The organism is Oryzifoliimicrobium ureilyticum, assembly GCF_037199735.1.
In the GTDB taxonomy this organism is placed as follows: Bacteria; Pseudomonadota; Alphaproteobacteria; order Rhizobiales; family Rhizobiaceae; genus Rhizobium; species Rhizobium ureilyticus.
In genome coordinates, this window is record NZ_JBBBVQ010000014.1 from 149775 (window position 1) to 166513 (window position 16739).

Annotated in this window: 15 protein-coding genes; 7 read left to right on the forward strand and 8 right to left on the reverse strand. The window is 54.9% G+C overall.

Annotation, left to right across the window (positions count from 1 at the left end):
- Window positions 1-59: 59 nt before the first annotated feature.
- The gene (locus VQ830_RS18910; protein ID WP_337269705.1) at window positions 60-1805 is read left to right on the forward strand and encodes a GAF domain-containing sensor histidine kinase; all 1746 of its coding nucleotides are present in this window, start codon (window positions 60-62) and stop codon (window positions 1803-1805) included.
- 420 nt (window positions 1806-2225) lie between these two features.
- On the opposite strand, the gene VQ830_RS18915 is transcribed toward VQ830_RS18910, so the two are convergent.
- Both VQ830_RS18915 and VQ830_RS18920 read right to left on the reverse strand, forming a co-directional pair.
- Entirely contained in the window at window positions 2226-3224 is a 999-nt protein-coding gene (locus VQ830_RS18915) for a GlxA family transcriptional regulator (protein WP_337269706.1), read from the reverse strand.
- 142 nt (window positions 3225-3366) lie between these two features.
- On the reverse strand, window positions 3367-4302 hold the full coding sequence (locus VQ830_RS18920) for a LysR family transcriptional regulator (RefSeq protein WP_337269707.1): 936 nt from the start codon (window positions 4300-4302) through the stop codon (window positions 3367-3369).
- A 136-nt stretch (window positions 4303-4438) separates the two neighbouring features.
- Here VQ830_RS18920 and speB point away from each other — a divergent pair, with 136 nt between their 5' ends.
- The 5 genes from speB to VQ830_RS18945 all read left to right on the forward strand — a co-directional run bounded on the left by speB (window position 4439) and on the right by VQ830_RS18945 (window position 9760).
- Complete coding sequence (gene speB, locus VQ830_RS18925; RefSeq protein WP_337269708.1) at window positions 4439-5395, forward strand: agmatinase; 957 nt, start codon at window positions 4439-4441, stop codon at window positions 5393-5395.
- Between the two features lie 119 nt (window positions 5396-5514).
- Entirely contained in the window at window positions 5515-6552 is a 1038-nt protein-coding gene (locus tag VQ830_RS18930; protein WP_337269709.1) for an ABC transporter substrate-binding protein, read from the forward strand.
- A gap of 16 nt (window positions 6553-6568) precedes the next feature.
- Window positions 6569-7705 (forward strand): ABC transporter ATP-binding protein, encoded by a 1137-nt coding sequence (locus VQ830_RS18935; protein WP_337269710.1) that lies wholly within the window; start codon window positions 6569-6571, stop codon window positions 7703-7705.
- Window positions 7706-7773: 68 nt separating this feature from the next.
- Complete coding sequence (locus tag VQ830_RS18940; RefSeq protein WP_337269711.1) at window positions 7774-8943, forward strand: ABC transporter permease; 1170 nt, start codon at window positions 7774-7776, stop codon at window positions 8941-8943.
- A gap of 4 nt (window positions 8944-8947) precedes the next feature.
- A complete protein-coding gene (locus VQ830_RS18945) occupies window positions 8948-9760 on the forward strand; it encodes an ABC transporter permease (protein WP_337269712.1) in 813 nt (270 codons plus the stop codon).
- A 9-nt stretch (window positions 9761-9769) separates the two neighbouring features.
- Here the strand turns inward: VQ830_RS18945 and VQ830_RS18950 are convergent, their stop codons facing one another.
- The 6 genes from VQ830_RS18950 to VQ830_RS18975 all read right to left on the reverse strand — a co-directional run bounded on the left by VQ830_RS18950 (window position 9770) and on the right by VQ830_RS18975 (window position 15756).
- Complete coding sequence (locus tag VQ830_RS18950) at window positions 9770-10633, reverse strand: LysR family transcriptional regulator (protein ID WP_337269713.1); 864 nt, start codon at window positions 10631-10633, stop codon at window positions 9770-9772.
- Window positions 10634-10702: 69 nt separating this feature from the next.
- Entirely contained in the window at window positions 10703-11917 is a 1215-nt protein-coding gene (locus VQ830_RS18955; RefSeq protein ID WP_337269723.1) for a M24 family metallopeptidase, read from the reverse strand.
- Window positions 11918-12301: 384 nt separating this feature from the next.
- Window positions 12302-13201 (reverse strand): Abi family protein, encoded by a 900-nt coding sequence (locus VQ830_RS18960; RefSeq protein ID WP_337269714.1) that lies wholly within the window; start codon window positions 13199-13201, stop codon window positions 12302-12304.
- 351 nt (window positions 13202-13552) lie between these two features.
- Window positions 13553-13747, reverse strand: coding sequence for a hypothetical protein (locus VQ830_RS18965; RefSeq protein WP_337269715.1), 195 nt, complete (start codon window positions 13745-13747; stop codon window positions 13553-13555).
- 106 nt (window positions 13748-13853) lie between these two features.
- Complete coding sequence (locus VQ830_RS18970; RefSeq protein ID WP_337269716.1) at window positions 13854-14477, reverse strand: plasmid pRiA4b ORF-3 family protein; 624 nt, start codon at window positions 14475-14477, stop codon at window positions 13854-13856.
- 325 nt (window positions 14478-14802) lie between these two features.
- Entirely contained in the window at window positions 14803-15756 is a 954-nt protein-coding gene (locus VQ830_RS18975) for an AraC family transcriptional regulator (protein ID WP_337269717.1), read from the reverse strand.
- 281 nt (window positions 15757-16037) lie between these two features.
- Here VQ830_RS18975 and VQ830_RS18980 point away from each other — a divergent pair, with 281 nt between their 5' ends.
- Entirely contained in the window at window positions 16038-16406 is a 369-nt protein-coding gene (locus VQ830_RS18980) for a DsrE family protein (protein WP_337269718.1), read from the forward strand.
- Window positions 16407-16739 lie beyond the last annotated feature (333 nt).

A 16739-nucleotide genomic window follows, 5' to 3' on the forward strand; every position in this document is an offset into this window, starting at 1 on the left:
CTGGTAGGGCGCGGTCGGCTGGGAGATGATCCGCTCTTGCCCCGAGCAGGAGTGAAGCAGTGTCTATCTCCATCGAAATCACTCCCGTCGATATCGAAACCTCGAAAATCGCGACACCCCTGTCGACGCTGAACAAGGCGATCGCGGCTATGGGACGCGCCGAGAGCTTCGAAGATGTGGTGGAAACGCTGCGCGCGACCGCGCGATCGCTGATCGGATGCGATGGCATCGCCATCATCCGTCGCGACGGCGATTTCTGCCACTACATCGAAGAAGATGCGATTGGGCCGCTTTGGAAGGGCCACAAATTTCCTGCTTCAGCCTGTATCAGCGGCTGGGCGATTATCCATCGGCAAACCGTGCTGGTCCCCGATGTCGTCAAAGACAACCGGATCCCCCACGAGCTCTATGCCGGCACCTTCGTAAAGTCGGTTGCGATGGCACCAGTCCGTGTCGAAAGCCCGATCGGTGCTATCGGGGCCTACTGGGCAAGGCCGTATTCGCCAGCCGAGTGGGAAGTCGATGTGCTGGAAACGCTCGCGGGCGCGGCTGCAATTGCAATCGATAAGACCCAGGCAGTCCAAACCGTTGCCAACGCCGACAAGCCGCCAGTCGTGGACGATGTCGCAAGCGCCGAAGACTTTTCCAAGGATATCGCACGCGTCGCCGGTATCGCGGCTGTCCCGACAATCCTCGATGTCGTCCTGCGCATGACGGGAATGGGCTTTGCTGCCGTCGCCAGGGTCACTGACGATCGCTGGATCACGTGCCAATCGCTCGATCATGTCGGCTTTGGCCTCAAGCCCGGCGACGAACTGCCGGTCCAAAGCACGCTCTGCGATGAAATCCGCGGGCATCGCCAGCCGATCGTCTTCGATGATGCTGCCGAAGAGCCGCTCTACCGCGACCACCATACGCCGCGGATCTACGGTCTGCGCAGCTATATCTCCGTGCCGATCATTCTGGCCAACGGCCAGTTTTTTGGCACGCTCTGCGCTATTGATCCCAATCCGGCAAAGGTCAACAATCCGCAAGTCATCGGCACATTCAAGCTGTTTGCTGAGCTGATCGGCCATCACCTCTACGCGGATGACCGTCTCAAGGCGACGGAAGAGCTGCTCGAACGCGAGAAGGATCTGTCGGAGCTGCGCGAGCAGTTCATTGCCGTGCTTGGCCATGACCTGCGCAATCCGATTGCCGCTGTCGACGCCGGCACCTCGCGGCTCCTGAAGGAAGGCTGGACGGCGCGCAGCCCTCTCGTCCTGAAACTGATGAAGGCCAGCATATCTCGGATGATCGGGCTTGTTGACAATGTAATGGATCTGGCCCGGGCGAGAATGGGCGGAGGCATTACCCTCGATCTGGCAGAGGACGATCTTGGCCTCACCCTTCGCCATGTTGTCGAAGAGCTGCAGTTGTCTCATCCGGATCGGGAGATTGCCGTTTCGCTCGATCTCCCGGCAGCACTTGCCATCGACAGACTGCGGCTTGCCCAGCTGTTTTCCAACCTGGTGTCGAATGCCATCACCCATGGTGTCGAGACCGAGCCCGTCAGGATCGTCGCTGGCGTGCATGACCGGATCTTGGAAGTGTCCGTCGCCAACGGCGGGCAGCCGATTTCTGAAGAGACGATCGCAAAACTGTTCCAGCCATTCCGACGCGGTGATCTGCGGCCGAGCATGCAGGGGCTCGGCCTTGGTCTGTTTATCGCCTCGGAGATCGCTGCGGCTCATGGCGGCACTATCATTGTGAACTCGGATGAGATCGAGACACGCTTCACCTTCCGCATGCCTCTGGTCGGTTGAGGCTTTAGATGACCGCGGTGCGGTTCGCCTCAGGTGAATTCAGTGGCTTTGATGGCTGACTTCTTGTGAACACATTGGTTGCGTACTAGGTCCTATCGGCATTGCTGATGAGCACTGAATGAATTCGCCGCTCGCAATGCTTCGTCGCCATCTGGCTTTGACCAAGGATGTACTGGCATTGATAAAGAGGCGACGGTGAGGAAGGTCGGTGCGATTTCGCCCCGGCCTTTTTGTTGTCGCGACTTCCAATCACTTGGATGGTGCGTCGGTAAGCATATGATTTCCCAGCGGTTCGAAACCGAGGGTTGCTGGTTCAGATCCCTTCAAGGAGCGGGAAATAAGAAAGCCTCAACGCTCAGGAACCAGCCGCGAAGAAGCGCGGCTGTTCTGTAATAGAAAGACATCACGCTTTCAATTTGCTTAGCGGCGAAGGGTTGTAGGTGATTTGCCATAGATGCGTCGGAAAGAGCGGCCCATGTTGGACGCGCTGCTAAAGCCAACGTCAACCGCTATGTCGATCAATGGTCTGTTGGTGCTAGTGATCAGATGGCTTGCGCGGCGCAGCCGCAGCAGCTTGTAAGCTTCTGCTGGAGAGTAGCCCAGAACGTTCTGAAACAGCCGCTCCAGTTGACGACGCGACAGTTGTACGGCTTGCGCGAGACGTTCGATTTCCATCGGCTCGGCAATATGCTGCTCCATCAAAAGCAGCACGGCGTTGACGCGCTGATCGATTTCGTCGCTGTTATTGCGCGGCTGCATGGGCACGCGTGACTGGCTGTCGCTGGCCTTGCGCGGTGAGGTGATTTGCAAAATGTCGAGTGCATTGCGTTCCGCATCGCGACTGACCTTGGCGCGCACGATAAAGGCTGCCAGATCAGCAGAGCTGGCGCCGCCTGCGCAGGAACCGCGTTTCCCACCGAAATTGAAAAGCCGGTCCGGCCTGACACGGAGATCGGGAAAACGCTCCCGAAACGCCTCGAAGTGCAACCAGCTCACGCAGGTCTCGTGCTCCTTCATATGGCCCGCTTCGGCCAGAATGAAGGAACCGGTGCATACTCCGAGCAACGGTATATCGAGGGCTGCGGCGCGTTTCAGATAGTCCAGCCTCTGCCGGTTACACGCCACATCCTCCGAAAGAAGACCACCGACGACGACAAGAGCATCGAAGCGCTCCGGCGACACCAGATCGCTGGTAGGCGCAACGCTGACCCCGCAACTGGAGCGGATGAGATGCCGCGTATCACCAAGCACTTCCCAATCCGCCAGCACTCTGCCGGAACGGTCCAGCTCATCGCTTGCCAGACGCAGCGTATCGACAAATAGCGAAAAGGCCGAGAGGGTAAAGGCGCGACCGAGAATGAAACCGACTTTAAGCCGCGCACGAGATTGAGGTTTGCAATTGGGTTGTATCTGCTGCATCCGACGTTCCTGAACACACAGTTTCTAGGAGACCGATCTATAGCCCCTTCATCCACTCATCCGTCAAATTTCATCTCCTAATCGTACAATGAGAATTTTAGATTGGTGGCGAAGGCTTTTGCCTTTCTATTCGCAACGAAACTCAGGGTGAGACGATGCGGCTGGCTGTGCGTCTGTGAAGGGCTTCTGATGCGAGGCCTGCAAGTTCCTGCATGAACAGGTCCATGATGTTCGATGACTTTTCGTCCTGCCGCGTTGCAATGACAAATGGTGACTTCAATGTTGTAGTTGATGCTAGAATCGGCTTGAGTTTAGATGCCTCTACCCATTGCCGCGCGTAATGTTCTGGGAGGTAGCCAAGGAAACAGCCTGACATGATAAACATGGCTTGTGCTTCCATATTGGAGGCGAAAGCTTTCGTTCTTGCGTTTGGAAAAAATTCGAGTTCTTGGCGATTTGCGTAAGGTCTGACAACAAAATCGAATGTCTCAACGAGGTCTTGCGTCACATCCTCAGGAGCGAACTGAAACAGGGCATGACCTTCTGCGCAATAAAGGACATGCATTTCTTCCTTGAAAGGCGTCGTCTTGATGCCGCGAAATGGTTGAGCATGTGGTAATATTGCTAAATCCAGACCTCCAACGGCGATTTCTGTGAGCAATGCTTCCGGATGACCGACCGTGATCTCGATCCTTGCCTCTGGAGCTTTGTTACTGATCTTTGCGATAACGTTGGGCAACGGGAGTTCGTCATCGGTAACTGTATTATCGATCAGGCCCAGTCGAAGCGTTCCGGTAATCTTGTTTTTTAACTTGCCAATATCGCTCTCAAACGAATTGAGAGCGAGATAAAGCCCTTTCGATCTTTCATAAACAACCGATCCGCGGTCTGTGAGCTCAAAGCCTGAACGGCCTCGGCGGCATAGAGCGAAGCCGAAGCGATCCTCTAGAGCTTTGATGTGAAAGCTGACAGCAGATTGACTGAGCCCGAGTGATATTTGCGCGCCAGTAAAACTGCCGTGTTCCACAACAGAGCGAAATACCGCGAGCGATCGCAAGTCTGATTGGCTAATCTGCACGTCATTCCTCATATCAACATTTCTGATGTAAACTGCAGCACTCTCCTATTTTTCTGGAATTCTGTCCATGTTCTCATCGTTTCGCAAACCGTCGTGCTCCGAAAGTGCGGGGACAGATTTTCCAAAAAGGATTGAGATGAGCGAACACGGTTACGAGAAAGGAAGGCTGGATTTGCCTTTCGTCGGCATTTCCACTTTTGCGAAAAGCCCCTATGTGGCTGACTGGGATGCTATTGACGCCGATGTTGCGGTATTGGGCGCGCCATTCGACTTTGGCACGCAATGGCGGGCTGGCGCCCGTTTTGGGCCGCGTGGTATAAGAGAGGCTTCCACACTTTTTTCTTTCGGTCACTCCGGCGCTTATGATCACGAGGATGATTGTACTTATCTCGAAGATGTTCGCATCGTCGATATAGGAGATGCCGATATTGTGCATACGGACACGGGGCGAAGCCACGCAAACATCGAACTGGCAGTGCGTAAGATTTTAGCTGCCGGGGCTCTTCCGGTAGTGCTGGGCGGCGATCATTCGATCAATATTCCCTGCATCAATGCCTTTTCAGATCAGGACGATATCCATGTCGTTCAAATCGACGCTCATCTGGATTTTGTCGATGAGCGGCATGGCGTGCGCTTCGGTCATGGGAGCCCGATGCGCAGAGCTTCGGAAAAGGCCTGGGTCAGTGGAATGACACAACTCGGTATTCGCAACGTCTCGTCCACAGCGAAAGAGGGTTACGAGCATGCGCGTTCGGTAGGCTCAGACATTCTCTCGGTTCGGCAAATCAGAAAGCTTGGTGTTGAAGCGGTGCTCCAGCGTATCCCTGAAGGGAAGCGATATTATCTCACGATCGATATCGACGGGTTTGATCCATCTATCGCGCCCGGTACCGGCACGCCGAGCCACGGTGGTTTCATCTATTATGAGGTGCTGGAAATCATAGCTGGTCTGGCGAGCCGGGGAACGATTGTCGGTATCGATCTGGTCGAGGTCGCGCCCGACTACGACCATACCGGTTCGACGGCTATTCTCGCTGCTCAGTTATTGCTCAACACGATAGGCCGCGCATTTGCGAAGCGTCCATCCTCATAAGCTGCCCTCATGCGGTGATGACTGCAACTTATTTGCACTGCAACATAGCTCGCAATACCTTCAATCTCAGACCCGCGCAAAGACGGGCCAAACAGCAAAATATCTCCAGAGAGGTCATGATGAACAAGGCATTTTTTACGGCGACGGTGTTCGCCGCGCAGGTATCAGCAACGCTCGCATTCGGAGCGGAACCACTGTCGGTGATGAGCTTCGGCGGTGCTTATCAGGAGGCTCAGCGGAAGGCGGTTTTCCAGAGCTACACCGCAGAGACCGGAAGGCCGATATCTGAACAGGAATACGGCGGTGAGATTGCCAAGATCAAGGCGATGATCGATTCCGGCAACACGACCCTCGATGTCATCGATGTTGATGCTCCGACCCTGCTTCAGGGGTGCGATGAGGGCATTTTTGAGCCCATGCCGTGGGACAAGATTGGCGACCGCAGCGATTGGATCGATGGAACCTCGTCGGACTGTGGCGTTGGGACCGTTGTCTATGCGACGGTACTCTCATACGACTCTGAAAAGCTGAAGGACGCTCCAACGAAGCTTGCTGATCTGTTCGATCTCAAGACCTTCCCCGGCAAGCGTGGTCTTTGGAAAAACCCTGCCACCAATCTGGAGTTTGCCCTGTTGGCGGACGGCGTTGCGCCGGGTGATGTTTACGAAACGCTTGCTACACCCGAAGGCGTTGATCGGGCCTTTGCCAAGCTCGATACGATCAAGAGCCAGATCGTCTGGTGGGAGGCTGGCGCGCAGGCACCTCAATTGCTGGCGTCCGGCGAAGTCTCCATGACGACGGCCTGGAACGGTCGTATTTTCAACGCCAATAAGGAAGGCCGCAAGTTCGGTATCGTCTGGGACAACCAGATACTGGACACCGATTTCTGGGCAATCCCCAAGGGTGCGAAAGACATTGAGGCTTCGATCAATTTCATCCGTTTCGCGGTGGAGCCGAAAATCCTCGCGCAGACCACGAAATACATTCCCTATGGACCAGTTCGGAAAAGTGCGTCGGAATTTGTAGATCCAGCAAATGCCAAGGATTTGCCGACCAGTCCCGAAAACCTTCGTGCTTCTCTGACTCTTGATAATGCTTTCTGGGCAGACCATGGCGATGAAATTCGCAAGCGCTTCACGACCTGGCTTTCGAACTGACATGGTGGTGTCATCCATGGACAGGATTGGGAAAAATGACGAGTGGCTCGAAAAGGAGCTACTCGGACTGGACGCAAGCCCCGCAATGGTTACGTTCGAGAATGTTCAGAAAACCTATGACGGAAAAACGCTCGTCGTTAGGGATCTCAACCTGACCGTCAGGCAGGGAGAGTTTTTGACGATGCTCGGTCCATCGGGTTCGGGAAAGACCACGACATTGATGATGCTCGGCGGCTTCGAGCAGCCGACGAGTGGACATATCAGGTTGGGTGGGCAGGCGGTCGAACGATTGCCGCCGGAGAAACGAAACATCGGTTTCGTATTCCAGAATTACGCGCTTTTCCCGCATATGACCGTGCACGACAACATCGCCTTTCCACTGCGTTACAGGGGTATTCGCGGTGCGGACGCTTCTGCCCGTGTAAAAGCTGCGCTCGAAATGGTTAAGCTCGACGGTCTATCCGAGCGGAAGCCGCAACAACTGTCTGGCGGACAGCAACAACGCGTCGCGCTGGCCCGGGCGATGGTCTTCAATCCAAAGCTCATCCTCATGGATGAGCCTTTGGGGGCTCTGGACAAGCAGTTGCGTGAGCATATGCAAATCGAGATCAAGCAAATCCAGAAACGGCTCGGTATCACGATGGTTTATGTCACTCATGACCAGTCGGAAGCTCTGACCATGTCGGACCGCATCGCCATCTTCCACGAAGGGCGTATCCAGCAACTATCCGACCCTGTTTCCCTATACAATTCCCCGGAAAACCGGTTCGTCGCAAACTTTATCGGCGACAACAACACGCTGCCTTGCACCGTTCTGGCCATTGAGAACGGCATGTCTGTGCTTCAGATGGCCGATGGAACAGTGCTGAAAGGCGCGGGCAACGATGTGAAAGTTGGGCAGCCGGTCACTGTGTCGATCAGGCCGGAGTCTCTCGGCTTCTATTCGTCTGATTTACAGGTAAGCAACCTCATCGAAGGCACGGTGCTCGACAGCACGTTTCTAGGCGATCGAGCGCGGTTGAGCGTGAAAGTGTTCGGAGACGAGCAGATTGTAGCTTCGGTGCCCGCCAAGAGCGTTGGTCTGGGTCTCGCTCCTGGGACGCTGGTGCGGTTGAGATGTGACGCAACAGATTGCCGGATTTTGACCCAATGAGCGAGAATGCTTTGAACCCGGTTTCCACAAACCTCCTCCGCGTTTCTTTAATGCGATCAGAGAGGCCGATGAAATTGCGTGCCTTCGCGTTGGCGCTACCCGCAATTCTGTTTCTGTCTCTTACTTTTGCATTGCCGATCGGCCTTTTTCTCTTTTCCTCGTTGAATAATCCGGAGGTCGTGGAAACTCTGTCCAAAACGATCACAAGCCTTTCGGATTGGGACGGCCATTCAGTGCCCGCAGAGAACGCCTTCGCTGCCCTCATTGATGACCTCACCAAAGCAAAGAAGGAAAGTACCGCCGCCTCGCTGGGCAAGAGGTTGAATTATGAAAACGCGGGCATGCGAAGCCGGATTATGTCTCTGGTGCGGAAGGTCGACCAGCTCAAACCCGGCCCTATTGCGCCACAGGTTGTGGCTTTGGATGCGGCATGGGGCGAGCCTGAGACCTGGCGGATTATCCAGCGCAACGGCCATTCGCTGACGCCCTATTATCTGCTTACGGCGATTGACATGCGGCTTGATGATGCAAATGCACTTGCGGCTGTACCGGCAGAGCAGGCTGTTTTTCTCGACATCATCGGTCGTACCCTATGGATTGCAGCACTCGTCACTGCGGCGACGTTGATGCTTGGCTTTCCCACAGCCTACATCGTATCTGTCGCTCCCGCACGGCTGGCTGCCTTCATGACGCTTCTGATATTGCTGCCGTTGTGGACGTCTTTGCTGGTCCGCACGACGGCATGGGTCGTTCTTCTGCAAACGGATGGTGTCATCAATCAGATATTGACCGGGCTGCACATCACGACCGACAAACTCCAGTTGATGTTGACGCGGTTCGGAACCGTGACTGCGATGACGCATATCCAGCTTCCCTTCACCATACTGCCGATCCTCGCTGTGATGAAAACCATCCCGCAGGCGCAAATGCGTGCTGCACGCTCTCTGGGAGCCCCGGCGCTTTCCGCATTCTGGCGTATCTACGTGCCGCAGACACTTCCAGGCGTAGCTGCCGGGTGTCTTATGACCTTCATCCTGTCGCTGGGATATTACATCACGCCAGCGCTTGTTGGCGGGCCGAGGGACCAGATGCTTTCCAACTTCATCGCGACCTATATCAACCGCGACCTCAATTGGGGCATGGCGGCGGCTTTGGCCTTACTGCTTCTGGTCATGACGCTATCGATCTATCTTCTTTTCCTGCGTCTAGTGGGCGCTGAACGAATAAAGCTGGGGTGAGACCATGTGGCTTCCTGTCTACGCAACACCTGCCGAACGCGCGGCCAGAATTCTTGTATTTCTCCTCGCCTGTACGGTGCTTCTGTTTCTTATCGGACCGCTGCTCGTCATCTTTCCGCTGTCCGTCTCGAAGGATCCGTTCTTCACCTTTCCCATCAAAGAGTTTTCGCTTCGCTGGTACTCGGATTTCTTCCAGAATAGCAGGTGGACGCAAAGTCTCTGGAACAGTCTCGTCACGGCGACTGCAAGCACCACCATTGCCACCCTGCTTGGAACTGCCGCGGCTCTTGGCCTATCGCGCCCGAACTTTCCCATGCGAAAATTGGTCATGGCCCTGATTGTCTCACCGATGATTATGCCGGTGGTCATCGTCGCAGTCGGAGCCTATCTGTTTTTCGGTTTTCTCGGGCTCACGAACACACGCACGGGGCTGGTCATGGCGCATGTCGGTATGGCCGTGCCATTCGTGGTAATTACCGTGATGTCGTCTCTCTCCACCTACGACACCAATCTGTCGCGTGCTGGAGCAAGCCTCGGCGCTGGGCCAGTTTCGGTATTCCGCAATATAACGCTCCCACTGATCCTGCCAGGGGTACTCTCAGGCGCGCTCTTGGCCTTCGCGGTGTCTTTCGATGAGGTGATTGTTGCACTTTTCATGACGGGCGCGGAGCAGCGAACTCTTCCGGTTCAGATGTTCTCAGGAATACGGGACCAGATCAATCCGACCATAATGGCCGCTGCAAGCCTGCTGACAATCTGTTCGGTAAGTCTCTTCCTGCTGATCAGCATATCCAGCAGGCGGCGCACATCAAAGTGATCTAGATGGTCACTCGGCGAGAAAGGCATCGGCGAAATAGGCAGCGAAGCTTTCCGCTACTGGTGAGCGCTTTTTGTCTGCGCTCAAATAGATGCCGACGACCACGTCCGCTAGCCGAGGGAGATTGAGGTCGCCGTCCAGCAACTTCAGTTTTGTCGGAACAATGCGTCTAGCCAGGACCGTATTTCCAAATCCAGAGCCGACCGCCGCTTCCAGACCCGCAAGACTTGGGCTGGTGTACACCAGCTCATAACCTCGCCCCTCTCGTTGCAGAGCGGTCAGCATCGCGCGACGATAAAGGCAGCCTTCTGGATAACAGACGATGCGCATCTGTTCGCCATGTTTCGTGGCTAGGGCGTCGTTCACGTCACCCACCCAGTTCAGTGGCTCCTTCCATGTCATGAACGCGCCTTCAGCGGGTCCGTCTGGTGTCATCGCCACAACAATGTCGAAAACGCCATTTCGCAACCCTTGCAGAAGGTTGTGCGAGAGGTCGCAGACCACTTCGAAGGTGAAGTCGTGACCGCTCTCCTTCAAGCGGGGGATAAGTCTTGGCAGGAAATGATCGGCATAATCATTGGGAATACCAAGCCGGATCTTTCCCTTACCCTCTCGTTTCGAGAGACGAAGCACCATTTCGTCGTTCAGCGCAATCATCTGCCTCGCATAGGTGGCGACGAGTTCACCCGATTCCGTGGGCTGGGTCGGTGCATCTTTCACGAACAGGCTGACATCCAGCAGTTCCTGCAGCTTCTTCATTTGAAGACTGATTGCAGGTTGCGTGCGGCCAAGCTGCTCGGCGGCGCGTGTATGGCTCTTGAGGTCGATGACCGCTAGGAACGTGCGCAGAAGATCGGTCGGGATATTTCTCATTGGTCGATCACCTGAAAATGCGACAGCGGGCCTGTGAACAAGCCCGCTCTGCGAGATGTCTGATCAAGATCAGGGCTTGATGATATTGTGCTCAGGGCCGAAGGGGAAGCCGGTGATGTTTTCCGCGCCAGTTTCTCCGATGACAAGGATGTCATGCTCTCGATAGCCGCCTGCACCCGGCAAACCTTCAGGCAAGGTCAGCATAGGCTCCATTGATACGACCATGCCCGGTTGCAGGACCGTATTGATGTCTTCGCGGAGTTCGACACCGGCTTCACGTCCATAATAGTGAGACAGCACGCCGAATGAGTGGCCGTAACCAAAAGAGCGATAGCCCAACAGACCTTCTTCCCTGTAGATCTCGTTGAGTTCAGTGGCGACATCGCCACAGCGTGCCCCGGGCTTTAGAAGCTCCAGACCTCGGCGGTGAACTTTGCAGTTCACTTCCCATATGCGTAGATGCGCTTCCGAGGCGTGGTCGAAAAACAATGTGCGCTCCAGCGCTGTGTAATAACCTGCGATCATCGGGAAGCAGTTGAGAGACAGAATGTCACCTTTTCCCACTTTTCTGGATGTGACCGGGTTGTGCGCGCCATCCGTGTTGACGCCGGACTGGAACCAGACCCAAGTATCCATCAGTTCGGCATGCGGGAAGGTTTTTGCGATATGTCGCACCATCGCCTGTGTGCCCGCAAGAGCAACCTCATACTCCGGTACGGCTTCCTTGACTGCGGCAACGACGGCTGCACCGCCGATATCGGCTGTGGCGGCTCCAGCCTTGATCAGAGCTATCTCTTCCTCGGACTTGATCGTTCGAAGCCACATGGTTGGCGCGCCAACATCGACAAGTTCAACATTGGGGAGAGCGGCCTGCAACTGAACTCTGAGATCGATGGTAACATGATCGAACTCTATTCCCAGACGTCTAACGCCGGGAAGGAGTTGCTGGAGCGCATAATAGTAATTGTCGCGTTGCCAGTCGGTATAGGTGAGATTATCTCCGAACGTACGACGGTAGGGCTGCCCTGCATCGATCCCGGCGCTTACCGTGGTCGCATTCTCGTCCGTAATCACGAAGGCGTATTTGCGGCCAAAGTAGCAATACATGAAATCTGAAAAATAACAGACGTTATGATAAGACGTTAGCACCGCGGCATCGAGCTTCAATTCTTCAAGGATACGGCGCATCGCATTCTGACGACGGCTCATTTCCCCGGATGAAAACGTCGGCTCGACCTTCTGGCCGTTATGCATCTTTTGCAGCCGCAGAAGTTGGTTCGGCATTTCTCCAGCGTGGACATTCATTTTCTGACAACCCCTTCTCGTCAAGCAGTTGCCCATTGATAAAAAGTCCTCGCCTAAAAAGGTAATTAGAAGTTCCTATGCCATCATAATAGTTGAACGATAATGGAACCTTCGATCTCCACGGTCATCGGCTATGCGGGCTTCAGAGCATTCCATTTTCTTGTTTCGGCGATGCGGCTGGGTATAGGTCCGTCGCGTCGTGGTATGAGCGGAGCAGTGTCTACTGCAAAACCTTATTGGCAATTCGCGCTATATAGGCGTTTTTAATCGAAATTCAGAAATAGGTCGCGAGTTCGATCCCACTCAAGAGCTATGCTCAGAGATCAGGCCAATGGTAGAAGGCCATCCGACACTCCTAGCTAGTCAATTCCAGGCAGAGAGATTCTTCCAGTTGGCCGGGAAGCCCATCGCGGCCTGGTCTGCCAGTGGGCATGAATCCATCAGGCCTGCGATCTGTTCGCGCCATTGGTTGTTCGGTGCAACGATATCCATAAGATAGCCGAGAACTGCAATGGTGTTGTAGACTCGCCCCTGCGCATTTCCATTCATAGCCAGCTTTAAGCTCGCAGGAGACGTCGGCACAATCATCTTTACCGTCACCTGTTTGTTCCAAAGTCGGCCGTGATGGGCACAGATGTTGCGGATGTATGTCAGGTGATGGGCGAGCGATACCAAAACCGATTCATCCAACCCATAAACCTTGGCGATCGCCTGCCGATCCGGCCGGTTCTTGAGATTATTATACCACATCGAGAGTTGCCCCAACGATATCACTTCGGCTGTCATCCAGATGGGTGGGTGCTCTGGATCGTCGTATTTATTCCTGTAGTGAAGTATGAAGGTATCTTTCGACCTTGCCAGATCCTCGATCAATTTGGCGAAGGCTTGAGCATATCGATCTGGCCGGTGATAGAGACCAGGATCGAGATAGCCGTGTGGCCCGTATTTCATGGCAAGGTAATGTGCCCAGCTACCTCGCAAGGATACTTCAATCCTTTCGATCGCATCCATCACGAGGAGGCGCAGCCGCCTATCAAAAATGTATAGCTCCAAGACTTGGTCGAAGGAGGTTCCAGCTTTAAACCCATGCTTGCCACTAGCCTGTGACACGTCCTCGAATGGCAACCAGTAGGCCCGCAGCCGATAATAGCTTATATGCTGGAGGCAATGGGCAGCGTGGGCATGATCTGGGACAGCCATTCCCCTTGCTTCCAGCAAGGCGATTTGGTCGGGAATGGAGACGGAGGGCTTTTCGAACTTCATGCCATTTCATAGGCGGATTCGAATAGCTATAAAACAAAAAACCCGCCGGGGTGCGCAGTTTCGGAACCGAGGTTCCGTCCGAGGCGTGGCGGGTGTTGTTGAGCAACGATATGGAGCAATCCTATTAAGAAAGCAACAATGGAAGGATAAAAAATGTACCCATCTATGTGGGTTGCAGGCCAAGCCATTGATGCGGAATCAAGATTTCTTNGGTTCCGTCCGAGGCGTGGCGGGTGTTGTTGAGCAACGATATGGAGCAATCCTATTAAGAAAGCAACAATGGAAGGATAAAAAATGTACCCATCTATGTGGGTTGCAGGCCAAGCCATTGATGCGGAATCAAGATTTCTTTCAAGGAGCGATCTGACCGAAATCGAGCGTATACTTAGGGTCTGGCCGACGACAGGTGGCTGCCCATTGTTCGATGGAACAGTTGTAGAGCGAGAAGCCGTCTGCCTGGCAGACACTCTCTCGGCCGGCGCCATCATCATCGGCAAGACCAAGTTGCGCGAGGTGACGGCCGGCAATCAAGACAATCCCTGGCAAGTATCTGTTTCCGAACGCACTCGCTCTCGATGAGCGAAGGCTGCATCAACGAGGTCCGCGGTTCGTGTCCCTTCAAGAGCAAAATCAACCGCTAGCCCGTCCATACCTATTTTCTCGAGATAACTTTCGGCTTTGGTTGATATAGACGCCGTTTGACATTCGGACGCAAAGCATTGCTGAGATCTTTGTGCGCGGTCGAAAGGTCGAACCATTCGGGATCGAAGTAACCACCGCACCACCGAATGGTTTCGGCAAACTCGGGATCGTCTGGATCGGCAATGATCTCCAGAAACCGCTCGTACCCTGATACGCCACCGACGTCTTCAGGCGGTCGCGCCCGTTCGCCGGCGACGCAGCTTCCGTGCTTGGGCGCGGTGCCGAGTGTCAAAAAGTCCTCGACCACGACGGTATGCCGCCAACCGTCCCCGAAATCATAGTGGTAGCCGAAGACAGCGCCCTGCTCAAAGTCAAGCAAACGAACCTCCCTATGATCGAAGACCCGAGGATCGTCGTCGGTCGCGTCCTCCTCCAGGATCTCAACATCCCCATAGCGAAGACCGCCGATCCGGAACTCATAGAGATGATAGTTCCACCAGTTGAAGGCTGCCTGAATGCCGAGATGCAGATGTTCCAGGTTCCAGTAAACAGGCAGAACCAGACGGCGCCAGATGACGGGCTCGATTTCATCGATGGAAACTTTAATCTGAACGGCGTTTGTGGCTTTGAACATTGCCGGATTGAACAAGGTTGCCAGTAGGCCGTCAAGATTAGTGCGCGCACCACGCGCCTGAGATACTCCGGTGGCATAAGGAATTAAAAGTCATTCCAAATGGCTCCAGTTCCATCAAGTGTCAGAGTAACTCACCAGATCAACAAGCCGGCTTTCAATGGTAATCCAACTGATTCCTGCTCGGCGGACGTGATTTGTTGAGGCTTCGCGCTGGCGACCATCGCTGATATATTAGACTTTCAAGTGGAATCCGTCATCCCAATGCCGACTGCTGGATGGCGTCAGTTCTCAGGTCGCAAAGATCCTATGCGCCACCCGGAAGCGCTCAGGCCGACTTGCGCTGGTGGGCTCGAAACGCGGCCGGCGGCATTCCATTCGCGCGGACAAAGGCGCGGTTGAATGCCGCTTCGGAGGAATATCCTGCTTCGAACGCTATGCTGCTAATCGCCTGGTCTCCCTGGAGCAGTTGCTCTCTCGCAAGGAAAAGCCGCCAATCGCGCATATAAGAGATCGGTCCGGTCCCAAGGATGTTCTGAAAACGCTCGGAAAGAACGCTTCGGGAGGCACCCACTTCATTCATCAAGTTATTTAGCGTCCATGCACTCAGCGGATCGCGATGAATGAGTTGTAGGCACCTCCCGACGATCGGATCCCGAATGGCAGCCAGCCAGCCGGTCGTGCGGTGCGGCTCGGCAGAAAGCTGTCGGCGTAGGACCTCAAGCAAAACGATCTCGGTAAGGCGCTCCAGGATCGCCATTCCACCGCTGTGCGGGCAGTCCACCTCCCGGACGATTTGCGAGACGACCCCGTTGAGCCAGTCGTTCTCGTTGGCGGTGGAGACGTGAATGAATTCCGGCAGCGCCTCGCGAAAGGGCAGAAAGTGCATTGCCTCACAACGGACATAGCCGCAGAGAAAGCGGACCACGCGGTCAGAGTCGCCGAAACGCAAGATCGGCGTCTCAGACCAGGGCGATGGCGGTAATGCCCCACCTGGATCGAAGATCTGCCCTCCTTCGCCCGCGCCGATAAAATGCGCGCTGCTGAACGGGAACGCCGTTATGTCGCCTTCGCGTAGGGTGGTGCGTCGACCATTAAATTCAATCCAGCATGATCCGCCGCAAAGAATGTGAAAGCCGATGGCGTCCTTTGGTCGGTAAGACGCCGGGGAAGCATCGGTCTCCCAATCGCCCGATGGCATATAGCAATATTGAAGAGCTTCCGTGATACGGATCCGACGCAGCGCCTCGCTTATTAGCGTCTGGGGGTTTGCCTGCTCCAATCTTCGAAACTCCTGTGGAAGCGTTAGCTCAAAGACTTGAACGGTTCCGCTCCGATTCTTGCATCGGCCACGGCTGCAGATGGCCGAACGGTTACGCGACCTGATCTTGTTGCACAGCAACGCCACGAGCATTCTTAGGAGTCGTTAGACGTCCAGGCAGCGTAGTTCACCGAAGCATAATATCAACGCGGAAATTCGATCAATTCAAGCGGCATTCCAGACAAAGACGTAGAGACCACCGCCTTTTAGGGTGCGCGCAACAACCTGAAAGGAAATTTTCCATGGCCGAAACCAACAAGAAACTTGTCATCCTGATCACGAAAGGCATCGAATCCGAATTGTCGTCGGTGGCGTTCACGATCGCAAATGGGGCAATCACCGCTGGCCTCGATGTCAGCCTATTCCTTACGAGCACTGGTATCGACCTTCTGCGGAAACGCGGACAGACGATGACGCAGGTGGCGCCGCTCGATCCCCTCGCTAAATTGATTGACGATTTCATGCAGGGAGGCGGCGCCGTTTGGGCCTGCACGCCTTGCGTTACTTCTCGCGGCTATGAGCAGTCAGACCTGCTGGATGGGGTGATAATCACCGGCGCCAGCCTCATGCATGCGGCAATCAAGGAAGGTGCTGCCACTCTCTCCTTCTGATTGGTAACTACGGCATCTGATGTCTTCAACGCGCAGAAATGCCCCGAAGGCATCAGACCGGCATCCTGGAAGCGCTCGTTCGCTGTCGGCCTGCTGATTTGATTGCGCTTTAAGCTCCGACCGTTCTGGTCGTCGAACGACTTCTTGGCGATAGCCGGCCGTCCGAACGTCGTGTCGGCGGTTCGAACTTCTTAAAGAGCAAGCGGAACTTGGAAACGCGAGCATTGAGTGCCCGATTCGCCGAGCGTTAAAGCCGCGCTGCTTGTGCAGGGTCGACTGCTTTGACTTCTACGGTCACGTCCATTGACAGGAAGGCGTCAGCCGCACCCATGA